A 12,823-nucleotide genomic window follows, 5' to 3' on the forward strand; every position below is an offset into this window, starting at 1 on the left:
CACACCACCCTTGCTCCTACGAAAGGCCGGTCGCCGTGCAGCCCCGACTCAGCGTCGTCGTGCCCATCTACAACGTCGAGGAGTTCCTGCTGGAGTGCCTGGAGTCGATCGCCCGGCAGAGTCTGGACGGCGGCATCGAAGCCGTCCTCGTCGACGACGGCTCCACCGACGCAAGTCCGCGCATCGCGCGGGAATTCGCCACCCGCGACCCGCGCTTCGTCTATGTGCGCCAGCCCAACGCGGGCCTGAGCGCCGCCCGCAACACCGGGGTGCGGCACGCCAATCCGGGCGCCGAGTACCTGGCGTTCGTGGACAGCGACGACATCGTGCCGCACGACGCCTACGCCCGCATGATCGCGAGCCTGGACGCCAGCGGCTCCGACTTCGCCAGCGGCAACGTCTGGCGGCTCACCGAACGCGGCCGCTCCCAGGCCTGGCAGTACCAGTGGCTCACCGCGCCGCGCACCCGTACCCACATCGGCCGCGACCTGGCCCTGCTCGCCGACCGCGTGGCCTGGAACAAGGTCTTCCGGCGCGCCTTCTGGGACCGGCACGGCTTCGAGTTCCCCGAGGGACGGCTCTACGAGGACACACCGGTGATGATCCCGGCGCACTTCCTCGCCTCCTCCGTGGACGTGCTCCGCGACCACGTCTACTACTGGCGGGTGCGCGAGGGCTCGATCACCCGGCGGCGCACCGACGTCAAGGGCGTGCGGGACCGGATCGCGGCCTGCGCTCACGTCAGCACCTTCCTGGCCGGACAGGCGCCCGAGCTGAAGTCCACGTACGACGCCTCGTGCCTGCGCGACGACTTCGTGTACTTCCTGGAGGGTCTCCCGATGGGCGGCCCCGAGTACCGGGCGGCGTTCCTGGAGGGCACCGCCGAGTTCCTGCGCGCCGCGGACCCGGCGATCCTGCGGCAGCTCCCGGTGGACCTGCGCGTGAAGTGGCATCTGGTGCGGGAGCGGCGCACCGGTGAGCTGATCGACCTGCTCGACCACGAACGGCGCGGCGGCAAGGGCACGTTCGCGGTGCGCGGCGCCGTGCGCCGGTACGCCGCGTACCCGGGCGTGGCCGCACTGCCGCCCGAGATCGCCCGGCTCGGCCGCGACGAGGTGCCCGCCGTGGCACGCCTCGGCGAGGCCCGGTGGGGCGCGGACGGCCTCCTGCGCATCAGCGGCTACGCCCACCTGCGCAATCTGGACGCGGTCCGGCCCGCGCAGTCGGTGAAGACCGGGCTGCTCAAGGCGGCGCACAGCAGGGGCCGCTACCGCTGGGTGCCGGCCAGGACCGTGCCCGCGCCCGAGGCCACCGAGCGCTCCGGCCAGCACCTGCACTGCTACGACCTGTCCGGCTTCGAGCTGACCGTCGACCCCGGGCGCCTGAAGACCGGCGGCCGCTACCGCCCCGGCAACTGGCTGCTCGGCGTGGTCGTCGCGGGCCACGGCCTCGTCAGGCGTGCCGCCGTCCGCGCCCAGGACGGCTCCCGCACCCAGTCCTTGGTGCACGACCTCGGTGATGGCGTGCGCCTCGTGCTCGGCTTCAGCAAGGGCCGGCTCGTCCTGCGCGTACAGGAGTACGCGGCACGCGTGGAGGGCCACCGGGGGCACGGCGACGACGTGGTGCTCACCGGTGGTCTGCCGGGGCACGCCCGCCCCAAGTCGCTGCGCCTGACCCACTCCGGCGGCGTCGTCGTCGACTTCCCGGTCGCCGTCGTCGACGACCGCTTCGAGGCCCGCCTGCACCTGCCCGACCTGGAGGCCGTGGAGCCCGCGCCGCACCACGCCCCCGCCCAGGTCGAAGCCCCGCACAGCGACCGCTGGGGGGCCGCCCTCGTGCTCCCCGACGGCTCGACGCTGCCGCTCGCCGCCGTCACGGACCTGCCGCCGGGCCGGTACGCGACGCGGCCGGGCCGCGAGCTGTGCACCACCGCCGACGACCGCGGCAACCTGGTGGTGGAGCTGACCCGGCGGCCCATCGCGGACCGCGTCGTGTGGACCGCCGACGGCACCCTGGAGATCGAGGGCTCCGCGACCGAGGCGAGCTGGCCGTCGGCGGAGCTGGTGCTGCGGCACAGCGGCCGCGACGACGAGGTGACGGTGCCGGTGGAGCTGGCCGGCGACCGGTTCCGGGCGGTCGTCGCGCCCGGGGGCGGGGTGCTGCGGGAGGGCCGCTGGTACGCCTTCCTGCGCGAGGTCGAGAACAGCGGAGCGGGAGTGCCGGTGCGGGTCCTCGCGTCGACGGGGGCGGGGCTGCCGTTCCACCAGGTGGTGCAGGGGCGCCGGTTCACCGCCGACCGGCGCTTCGGCGACCGGCTCCTGATCGAGGCCCGGTCGGTGCTCGCGCCCACCGAGCGCGGCGCGTACCGGCTCCACCGGCTGCGCACCGAGCACTACCCGCGCGAGCGCCGAAGGGCGCTGCGGGACGCCGTCCTGTACTTCGACGGCGACTCGCCGCGCGCCGTCCACGAGGAACTGGTGCGGCGCGGCGCCGAGGCCGAGCACCTGTGGGTCACCGAGGACCAGCAGACCCGGGTGCCCGCGGGGGCGCGCGGCGTGGCCGCGCACAGCGCCGAGTTCCACGAGGCCCTCGCCCGCTGCCGCCGCGTCGTCACCGCCGGGCACCTGCCGGACTTCTTCCGGCGCAGGGAGGGCCAGACCGTCGTGCAGACCTGGCAAGGCACCCCCCTCAAGCGCATCGGCACCGACCTCACCGACACCCTGTACGCCGACCACGGCCACCTCGACCGGCTGCCGCGCCTCGCCGCGCAGTGGAACGTCCTGGTCTCCCCCAGCCGCTTCGCCACCCCGCACCTGGGCCGCGCGCTCACCTACGACGGCGAGGTCCTGGAAGCCGGATCGCCGCGCAACGACGTGCTGTTCGCCGACGACCGCGACAAGGTCGCCGAGCGCGTCCGGCGCGAACTCGGCCTCCCCCCGGACCGCCGGATCGTCCTGTACGCGCCGACCTACCGCGACCACCTCGGCTTCGGGGCGGGCCGGTTCCGCCACGATCCCGCCCTGGACCTCGGCGCCGTCGAGGACGGCCTCGGCGACGACCACGTCCTGCTCGTCCGCAGACACCCCCTGACGTCGGGGCGCCTCCCCGGCGCCCGCGCCCCGTTCGTCCGCGACGTCTCCGCCCACCCGCGCGCCGCCGAACTGCTCCTGATCGCCGACGTGCTGCTCACCGACTACTCGTCCCTGATGTTCGACTTCGCGCACACCGGCCGCCCGATGCTCTTCCACACCTACGACCTGGAGCACTACCGCGACACGGTCCGCGGCTTCTACCTCGACTTCGAGAACAGCGCCCCGGGCCCGCTCCTCACCTCCACCGACGAGGTCGTCGCCGCCCTGCGCGACCTCGACGCCGTCACCGAACGGCACGCGGACGCGTACGCGGCGTTCCGGGAGGCGTACTGCGACCTGGACGACGGGCGGGCCGCGTCCCGCGTCGCGGACAGGCTGATGCGATGACGGCGCCGATCAGATCGTCGCCTGCGGCGGGGGCTTCCGCGCCTGCGGCGCCCGCGGCTCCGGCCCCGGGGGCGGCCGCCCCCGAAACACAGGCTCCTGCGCCTGCGGCGGCAGCAGCTGCGGCTCCGGGCACGGGCGCCGCTCCTGCCGGCGTCGGCACCGACACCCCCGCCGCGGGCCCGGGCGCCCCGGAGGCCGTGGCCGGGTGGCGGCGGCGCGTGTCGCTCGGGGCCACCGCGTCCGGGTTCGGGAGGCTGTGGCGGCCGAGCCCCTGTCTGCTGCTCGGCGGGGCCTTCTGGCTCGTGATGTCGCTCGCCTACTGGCGGGTGCCGATCTGCTGCGACTTCGGGCAGCACGCGGCGGTCGTCGAGCGGCTCAAGGACGACCTGCTGCACCCGGCCCACCCGATGGCGGACCTGCCGGGCGACGGCAGCGCGTACTACTCGCCGTACGCCGTCGCGCAGGCGCTGCTCGCCGAGGGGACGGGGCTCGCGGGCTGGCAGGTAGTCAAGGTCTCCGGGCCCCTGAACCTGCTCGTGCTGCTCACCGGCATCGCCCGCTTCGTCCGCGTCCTCACGCCGCGCCCCTGGGCGCCCGTGCTCGCCCTGTTCGCGATGGTGCTGCTCTGGGGCACGCGGATGGCCTGGTGGAGCGGCTATCTGGGCCTGATGTCGATGACGGGCAACCTCGGCTACCCGTCGACGTTCGGCATCGCGCTGATGTTCTGGGCGTGGGCCTGGGCCGGCACGGCGGCCGGAGAACGGCGCGGCGTGCCCACGCACCTGGGGCTCGGCGCGCTGTGCGGGCTGATCCTGCTGATCCACCCGATCACGTCGGTGGCGGCGGTGATCGGTGTGACCGCCTTCGCTCTGCCGCAGGTCGCGCGGGCGCTGCGCGGGGGCGGGACGGCGGAGCCGCAGGGGGCGCCGGCCGAGCCGCAGGGGTCGCCGAAGGGGGCGCAGAGGTCACCGGCCGAGCCGCAGGGGTCGCCGAAGGGGGCGCTCAAGGTGGCCTCGCTGTGGGTGCTCACCGGTCTCACCGCCCTCGTGGTGGCCACGACCTGGCCGTACTTCAACCCGCTGACCCTGGTCGGTGACCAGTCCGTCGACTGGATCCACCGGCAGCTCTACACCGACATGCCCGAGCGCTTCTGGCTCGCCGCCCTCGGCCTGCCCGCGCTGTACTGGCGGTGGCTCAAGGACCGCAAGGACCCGCTGGTCGTGATGTTCGCCCTCGACTGCGCGGTGGTCGGCTACGGCTGGCTCAGCGGTCACTACACCTACGGCCGCATTCTCGGTCTGACCCTGGTCCCGCTCCAGTTCGCCCTCGCGATCGAGCTGGCGGCGGCGCGCCCGTGGGGCACCCGCCGCGCCGCCCTCGCGGGGGCCACCGCGCTCGGCGCGTTCACCGGGTTCTTCCAGATCCAGGCGGGCGCCGTGGTGCCCCGCACCCTCGACCCGGTCGGCTTCGCCCAGCCGCCGCGCTGGCCGGACTACGGCTGGGCGGCGGCGCACATGGACCGCGGCGACGTCGTCCTGACCGACAGCTACCGGCCCATGCGCTCGGTCCCCGCGTTCGGCGTCAACCTGGTGGCGCCCGCCTGGCCGGACGCCTCGCTCGCCGAGTCCGCGCGCAACCGGCGCCTCGACGAGGTGCGCCGCTACCTCGACCCGGCATCGACGCCCGCCGAACGCGCCGCCGTCGTCGAGCGGTACCACGTGCGCTGGCTGCTGCTCGCCCCGGAACAGCGGCTGCCGCCCGAGGCGGTGGCGGTGACGTGGAGCCCGCGCACCGGCGAGATCCTCGCGCGCGTGGGCGGGGTGGCGTGAGCCGGAGACACGTCGGACCCACATCGTTGCAGGATGCATGAATTGATACGGGTGGGGCAGCCGCGTCGCATGTGGTCCCCCACCGCGTGCGCGCCCTTACGCCGCGAGGCGCTGCGAGACGCCACCCGCCCAAGCCCCCTAATCGGATAAATATCGCTAAGGCCTAACATTTCCCTCGTGGACCGCATCTCACCTCAAGAGCCCCAGATCACCGTCGTCGTGATCGGCTACGACGACGCCGCGCACCTCGCCGACGCGGTGCGCTCCGCGCTCGCCCAGGGCCCCGCCGTGGGCGAGGTGATCGCGGTGGACGACTGCTCGACGGACGACACCCCCGCGGTCCTCGCGGAACTCGCCGCGAGCGAACCGCGGCTGCGGGTGATCCGGCGGGCCGTCAACAGCGGCGGCTGCGGCGCCCCGCGCAACGACGGCATCGACGCCGCACGGATGCCGTACCTGATGTTCCTGGACAGCGACGACGTGCTGGCCCCCGGCGGCGCCCAGGCCCTCCTGGACGCCGCCCTCGGGCACGGCGCCGAGGTCGCGTCCGGGCTGTGCGTGCGGCGCGAGCTGCCGTCGGGGCGCGAGGTGCCCTGGCAGCCCGAGCTGTACCGCAAGCCCGCGCTCGTGGCCCGCCCCGAGCTGCGCCCCCGCCTCGTCCACGACACGCTGTGCGTCAACAAGCTCTACCGCACGGACTTCCTGCGCGCCCACGACGTCCGCTTCCCCGAAGGCCGCTTCCTCTACGAGGACTTCGTCTTCGGCGCCCGCGTCCTGGCCGCCGCGCCGCGCATCGCCCTCGTCCCCGACACTGTGTACGTGTGGCACGTGCGCCGTGCCGCCGCCAGGCTGTCGATCTCCCTGGACCGCGCGGGCATCGAGAACTGGCGGGCCCGCGTCACCGCCCACCGCCAGGCCGTGGACATCCTGCGGGGCGCCGAGAGCGGCGACAAGCTCCTCGCGCGGGCGGCCCGCGCCCAGTTCCTCGACCACGGCCTGCGCATGTACACGCGCGAGCTGACGGCCCGCGGCCCCGAGTACCAGCGCGAGTGGTGGGCGCTGACCCGCGCCTACCTCGCCGAGTTCGACGCCGCCGACCTGGAGGCCGCGCCCGCGCCGGGACGCGTCATCGCCCGGGTCGTCCTCGCCGCCGCCGAGCCGCGCGACCTGGAACGCCTCGGGCAGGTGGCGGCGCGCCCGGCCCGGCTCGCCCCGCCGTACGCACGCGCCGCCGACGGCACCCCCGTCTGGTCGGCGGACCTGCCCCAGGTCACCCTGGACCACCTCCTCGTCCGGCCGCTGCGGCTGCTGCCGCTCGCGGTGGACGCCGAACTGCGCCCGCGCGCGGGCACGAGCGTCCTGCGGCTGCGGCTGCACGAGCTGTACGGGCGGGTCGCCGCCGCGGGCCCCGGCGTGGTCGACGTGGAGCTGACGCACCGGGGCGGCGGCCGTCCCGGTCTGCGGCGCACGGCCGCGTTCGGGCCCGAGCAGGCGGACGGGACCTGGCAGGGCGAGGTGCGCGTCGACCTCGGGGCGCTCGACGGCGACGTGTGGGACCTGCGGCTGCGGCTGCTCTTCGACGACGGCACGGCGCGCGAGACCACGGCGCGCGCCGTGCCGGGCCCCGGTCTGCTGCGGCGCACGGTGGTGCCGGGCGGGCGGCGCGGCATCCTGCTCGTCCAGCCGTACGCGACGCGGACGGGGAACCTGTCGGTGCGGATCGCGCCCGGGGCGCGCGGGGTCGCGGCGGTCGCGCGGCGGCGGCTCGCACGGCTCGTGCGCAGGCTGCCGGGCAGGCGGGCGAGCGGCCACTGACGCGCGCCGTACACGGGCTCTGCGAGACTGCCCGTCCGGGATGTCCGGGGTGCGGGGCACGGGACGGACGTACCACCACCGGAACGACAGAGCGGTCCACGACCGACACGACACGACGGGACGAGCTGACCATGACCTGGCTGATCACCGGCGGCGCGGGATACATCGGGGGACACGTCGTGCGCGCCATGGCGGCGGCGGGCGAGCGCACGGTGGTCTACGACGACCTGTCCTCGGGCCTCGCCGAGCGCGTGCCCGATGGCGTGCCCCTGGTCGTCGGCTCGACCCTCGACGCGGACCTCCTCACGCGGGTGCTGCGGGACCACGAGGTCGCCGGAGTCATCCACCTGGCGGCGAAGAAGCAGGTCGGCGAGTCCGTCGAGCAGCCCCTTCGCTACTACCGCGAGAACGTCGAGGGCCTGCGCGTCCTCCTCGACGCGGTCACGGACGCGGCGGTGCCGTCGTTCGTCCTCTCCTCGTCCGCCGCCGTGTACGGCATGCCGGACGTGGACCTGGTCACCGAGGACACGCCCTGCGTGCCGATGAGTCCGTACGGCGAGACGAAGCTGGCGGGCGAGTGGCTGACACGCGCGGTGGGCCGCGCCACGGGCCTGCGCACGGCGTGCCTGCGGTACTTCAACGTGGCGGGCGCGAAGAGCCCCGACCTCGCCGACACGGGCGTCTTCAACCTCGTCCCGATGGTCTTCGAGAAGCTCACCGCCGGCCAGGCCCCGCGGGTCTTCGGCGCCGACTACCCGACGCCCGACGGCACCTGCGTACGGGACTACATCCACGTCGCGGACCTCGCCGAGGCCCATGTGGCCGCCGCCCGGCGTCTCGCCGGCTCCCCCGGCTCCACGGACCTGACGCTCAACGTCGGCCGCGGCGAAGGCGTTTCGGTGCGCGCGATGGTCGACCTGATCGCCGAGGTCACGGGGTACGACATCCCGGCGGAGGTCACCGAGCGGCGCGCGGGCGACCCGGCGCGCGTGGTCGCCGCCGCGGACCGGGTGACCGCCGAGCTCGGCTGGTCGGCTAAGCGGGACGTGCGGGAGATGGTGGAGTCCGCGTGGGCGGGCTGGACGCGGCTCCACCCGGAGGCCCTGCGGGCACGCGCCGAGCGGACACGCACCGAAGGGTAAGTACCGCACCGAATAGTCGGTACTTGAGCGACGGCCCGGCGGGCACCAGGCTGAGGCGGCGGGGTGAGCGACACCTCCCCCGTCACCCCCGACACCCCCGTCGACCCTGGGAGCAGCCATGCCCGAAACAGCCGTGCCCGCGCCCGCCCGCACCCCCGTGACCCTGGTCGGACTCGGCTCGATGGGCGCGGCGCTCGCCTCCGCCTACCTCGCGGCGGGACACCCCGTCACCGTGTGGAACCGCACTCCGGCCAAGGCCGCCCCGCTCGTCGAGAAGGGCGCGGCGCACGCCGTGGACATCCGGGACGCGATCGCCGCGAGCCCGCTCACGATCGCCTGTCTGACGACGTACGAGGCGACCCGCACGGCTCTGGAACCCGCCGCGCCCGCGCTCGCGGGACGGACCCTGGTCACCGTCAACTCCGGTACCCCCTCCGGTGCCCGCGCGATGGCCGAGTGGGCGCTCGGGCACGGCGCGCGCTTCCTCGACGGCGCCGTCAAGAACGTGCCCGCGGCCGTGGGCGCGCCCGACACGCTGCTCTGCTACAGCGGCGACCGGGCCGTCTTCGACGAGCACGAGGCCACGCTGCGGGTCCTGGGCGGCGACACCGTGCACCTGGGCACCGACCCCGACCTCGCGGCGCTGTACGAGTCGGCGGTGGGCGGCACGCTGCTGCCCGTCCTGCTCGGGTTCTTCCAGGGCGCGGCGCTGGTGACGGCGCGCGGCCTGGAGGCGGGCACGCTGGTCCCGTACACGGTGAAGTGGCTGGAGATGGTCAACTCGATGCTGCCGCACTTCGCGGCGGAGATCGACCGCGGTGACTACGCCGCGCCCCAGTCGTCCGTCGGCATCTTCCACGCGGGCATCCCCGGCGACACCGAGGTCGCGGCCGAGGCCGGGCTCGACGTGAGCTGGCACGCGCCGATGCACGCGCTCCTGGAGCGGGCGGTCGCGGAGGGGCGCGCCGAGCAGAGCATCGCGGCACTGGTGGAGGTGTTGCGCAAGCCCGCGTGACGGGCTCTCGGGCGGTGCGGGTGTAGCAGGCTCCACCCCCGCTTCGGGTGTGTGCTCTCTCGTGCACCCCGGGTCCCGATTCCTAGCGTTCTCGGTGACGGGCGGCACGGGCCGCGAGGGTCACGGAGAGGGCGTACACGATGTTCGGGCGGCGGCGCGGTCCTGCGCGGAAGGCGGCAGGGGTACGGGCGGGGAGCGACGCGCTCGTCCTCGACGGGGTCGGGCGTACGTACCGCGGGGGCGGGGTCGTCGCGCTGCACCCGGTCGACCTGGTGGTGCCCCGCGGCAGGTTCCTCGCCGTCATGGGCCCCTCCGGCTCCGGCAAGTCGACGCTCCTTCAGTGCGCGGCCGGGCTCGACCGGCCGACGTCCGGCACCGTCCACGTGGAGGGCGTCGCCATCGGCTCCCTCGCCGAGGCCGAGCTGACGCGGCTGCGCAGGGAGCGGATCGGTTTCGTCTTCCAGGCCCACAACCTGGTGCCGTCGCTCAGCGTCGGCGAGAACGTGGCGCTGCCGCTGATGCTCGGCGGCGCGACGGACGGCGTGGGTGCCCGCGCGGCCGTCGCCCTGGCCGCCGTCGGCCTCGGCGACCGCACCGACGACCGGCCCGCCGAACTCTCCGGCGGCCAGCAGCAGCGCGTGGCGATCGCCCGCGCCCTGGTCACCGAACCGGCCGTCGTCTTCGCCGACGAGCCCACCGGCGCCCTCGACCCGGCCACCGCCCACGACGTCCTCACCCTGCTCCGCCAGGCGGTCGACAGGGACGGCCACACGGTCGTCATGGTGACGCACGACCCGTACGCGGCCGCCTGGTGCGACGAGGCGGTCTTCCTCGCCCAGGGCCGCATCGTGGCCGCGCTCGGCGCGCCGGACGCGGAGCGGGTGCACGGAGTGATGCGGCAGCTCGGCGCGGGCCGGACGGTGGTGGCGGCGTGAGCACGGGGCGCGGAAGGACAGTGCGTAACAGGACGGTGCGCGGCGGGAGCGTCACCGGGCTGCTCGCCGCGCGTGGGGCGCGGACGCACCGCAAGGCGTGGGCCGCCGTGTTCGCGGCGCTCGTGCTGACGTCGGTGCTGCTCGGCACGTTCGCGCTCGTGGTGACGTCGGCGGCGCTCGGGCACGCGCGCGTGGAGCGCTACGCGGCAGCCGACCTGGTGGTGTCCGGTGACCAGCACACCCGTTACACGGCGAAGCCGTGGGGCTCGGAGCCGGAGACGGTGACGGCGGGTCTGACGGAGCGGGTGCGGGTGCCCGAGCGGGCGCTCGACGTGGTGCGCGGGGTGCCCGGGGTGCGGGCGGCCGTCGCCGACCGGGTGTTCCCGGTGGGCCTCGCGGGCACCGCGGCCACCGGCCGCCCGTGGGACGCGGCCCGCCTCGCGCCGTACGCGCTGCGGGACGGCCGGGAGCCCCGCCGGGCCGGGGAGGTCGTGGTGGGCGGCGACGCCCGGGCCGTGGGCGCCCGGGTCGTGCTGCGGGTCGGCGGTGCCGACCGGACGTACCGGGTCGTGGGTCTCGCGGACGGGCCGCGCGCCGCGGTCTACTTCAGCGGCGGCGAGGCACGGCGTCTCGCCGGGCACGCGGGCACGGTGGACGCCGTCGGCGTCGTGGCCGAGGAGGGCGTCGGCACCGGCGCGCTGTACGGGCGGGTGCGGCAGGCCGTGGACGAGGCCGGGCTGCGCGGCGCGGTGACGCGGGCGAAGGGCGACGCGGCGGGTCTGCGGGTGCTCACCGGCGACGGCCGCGGCGCAGCCGAGGACCTGACGGCGGCCCCGGCGCGCTCCACCCTGTTGCAGATCCTCGGGGCGGTCGCGGGGACGATGACGCTGATCGCCGTCCTGGTGGTGTCGTCGACGATCGTGCAGGCGCTGCGCCAACGCGGGCACGAGCTGGCCCTGTTGCGTGCCGTGGGCGCGACGCCGCGGCAGCTGCGGGGCGCGGTGGGCCGCGAGGTGGGGCGCGTCGCGGTGGCCGCCGCCGTGGTGGGCGCCGTCCTCGCGGTGCCCGCCCAGCTGGGGCTGCTCGCGCTCCTTCAGGCGCGGGGCGCGGTGCCGTCCGGCCTGGTGCTGCCCCTCCCGCCGTGGCTGGCGGCGGCACCGCTGGTCACGGCGGGCGTCACCGTCCTCGTCGCCCGGCTCTCGGCGCTGATCGCCTGCGGTCGCACGGCGAAGGTGCGGCCCGCGCAGGCGCTGCGCGCGTCACCGCCGGGTGCGCGGCGCCGCGTCACCGGCCTGGTGCTGCTCGGCCTCGGCGTCAGCTCCGCGGGCACGGCGACGCTCCAGCACGGTCAGGCCGCCGCGGCGGCGGCGAGCGCCGCCGCCGTCCTCATGGTGATCGCCTGCGCGGTGCTCGGCCCGTGGATCGCGACGGGCGCGATGCGGGTCCTCGGGGGGCCGATGCGCCGCTACGGCGGCCCCGGCGGGCGGCTCGCGGCAGCCAACTGCACGGCCGCGGCGACCCGTCTGGGCGCCGCGATCACCCCCGTCGTCCTGGTCACCGCGTTCGCCCTGGTGCAGCTCGCGGCGGGCGCCACCCTGACGCACGAGGCGCGGGCCCAGGCCCGGGACGCGGCCCGCGCGGACGTGGTCGTACGGGCCGACGGCGGTCTGCCGCGCGGCGCCCTGGAGCGGATCAGGGCCGTGCCGGGCGTGTCCGGCGCGACGGAGGTCGTGCACAGCACGGTGGTGCTCGCGGGCAAGGAGGCGGGCGAGCCGAAGCTGGAGCGCCTGCCGGTGCTCGGCGTCACCCCGCAGCGCCTGACCCGCACCCTGGACCCCGACGTCCGCAAGGGCGACCTTGCGGGCCTGCGCCCCGGCACCGTGGCCCTGTCCACGGACCGGGCCCGCGCCCTGGACGCCGGGCCCGGCTCGACGGTGCGGCTGCGCTTCGGCGACGGCGCGGAAGGGCGGCTGCGGGTGGCCGCAGTCTACGGGCGGGGCCTCGGCACCGGGGACTTCCTGCTCGCCCGGGACGAGGTCCTGCGGCACACCTCCGGTACCGGCAGGGCCCGGGTCCTGGTGGCGACGGACGGCGCGCCGCGCACGCTCCGGGCGGTCGGCGCGGCCGTGCCGGGGGCCCGCGTGGACCGGGACGCGGCGGCCGTACGGGACGCGGTGCGCGTCGAACCGGAGGACCAGGCGCTCGGCGAGGTGGTGACCGGCGCGGCGGTCGGCGCGATCGGCGCGTTCACCGTCATCGCCGTCCTCAGCACGCTCACGCTGATCGGGGTCGGCCGCCGCCCCGAACTGACCCTGCTGCGCCGGGCCGGCGCGGCCCGCTCCCAGCTCCGCCGGATGCTGCACGCGGAGGCCGCCGCGGTCGCCGTCACCGGCCTGGTGGTGGGCACCGCCGTCGCCCTGATCCCGCTGCTCGCCTTCAGCCTGGCCTTCGCGGGCGCCCTGCCCTATCTGCCGGCCGCGCAGGCCGCGCTGATCGTCGGCGTGGTCGCGGCGACGGCCCTTGCCGGGACGGTGCCGCCGGTGCGGCGGGTGCTGCGGGGGCGGTACCCGACGGGGTGAGGGCGGGAGATACCGGGGTGCGGGGCGCG

At 75.9% G+C, this 12,823-nt stretch carries 7 protein-coding genes; all 7 read left to right on the forward strand.

Annotated elements, in window-relative coordinates:
- The first annotated feature begins 35 nt into the window (after window positions 1–35).
- Complete coding sequence (locus GPA10_RS08635; RefSeq protein WP_343040533.1) at window positions 36–3,479, forward strand: bifunctional glycosyltransferase/CDP-glycerol:glycerophosphate glycerophosphotransferase; 3,444 nt, start codon at window positions 36–38, stop codon at window positions 3,477–3,479.
- Window positions 3,476–5,308 carry a hypothetical protein gene (locus tag GPA10_RS08640; protein ID WP_246258909.1) on the forward strand — a complete coding sequence of 611 codons (1,833 nt, stop codon included), beginning with the start codon at window positions 3,476–3,478 and terminating at the stop codon, window positions 5,306–5,308. Before GPA10_RS08635 ends, GPA10_RS08640 begins: the two co-directional genes overlap by 4 nt.
- 177 nt (window positions 5,309–5,485) lie before the next feature.
- Window positions 5,486–7,123 (forward strand): glycosyltransferase family 2 protein, encoded by a 1,638-nt coding sequence (locus GPA10_RS08645; protein WP_425505691.1) that lies wholly within the window; start codon window positions 5,486–5,488, stop codon window positions 7,121–7,123.
- Between the two features lie 131 nt (window positions 7,124–7,254).
- On the forward strand, window positions 7,255–8,265 hold the full coding sequence (gene galE / locus GPA10_RS08650) for a UDP-glucose 4-epimerase GalE (RefSeq protein ID WP_157164892.1): 1,011 nt from the start codon (window positions 7,255–7,257) through the stop codon (window positions 8,263–8,265).
- 118 nt (window positions 8,266–8,383) lie between these two features.
- On the forward strand, window positions 8,384–9,280 hold the full coding sequence (locus GPA10_RS08655; RefSeq protein WP_157164893.1) for an NAD(P)-dependent oxidoreductase: 897 nt from the start codon (window positions 8,384–8,386) through the stop codon (window positions 9,278–9,280).
- Between the two features lie 140 nt (window positions 9,281–9,420).
- On the forward strand, window positions 9,421–10,215 hold the full coding sequence (locus tag GPA10_RS08660) for an ABC transporter ATP-binding protein (RefSeq protein WP_058852069.1): 795 nt from the start codon (window positions 9,421–9,423) through the stop codon (window positions 10,213–10,215).
- Between the two features lie 20 nt (window positions 10,216–10,235).
- On the forward strand, window positions 10,236–12,794 hold the full coding sequence (locus GPA10_RS08665) for an FtsX-like permease family protein (protein WP_343040534.1): 2,559 nt from the start codon (window positions 10,236–10,238) through the stop codon (window positions 12,792–12,794).
- The last annotated feature ends 29 nt before the right edge of the window (window positions 12,795–12,823 follow it).

Origin of the sequence: Streptomyces typhae (genome assembly GCF_009755605.1) — a bacterium.
Lineage (GTDB): Bacteria > Actinomycetota > Actinomycetes > Streptomycetales > Streptomycetaceae > Streptomyces > Streptomyces typhae.

Excerpts from the sequence above, each read along its gene's own strand:
- GPA10_RS08640 (WP_246258909.1), top strand. The coding sequence starts at position 3,476 with ATGACGGCGCCGATCAGATCGTCGCCTGCGGCGGGGGCTTCCGCGCCT.
- galE (WP_157164892.1), top strand. The coding sequence starts at position 7,255 with ATGACCTGGCTGATCACCGGCGGCGCGGGATACATCGGGGGACACGTC.
- GPA10_RS08655 (WP_157164893.1), top strand. The coding sequence starts at position 8,384 with ATGCCCGAAACAGCCGTGCCCGCGCCCGCCCGCACCCCCGTGACCCTG.
- GPA10_RS08660 (WP_058852069.1), top strand. The coding sequence starts at position 9,421 with ATGTTCGGGCGGCGGCGCGGTCCTGCGCGGAAGGCGGCAGGGGTACGG.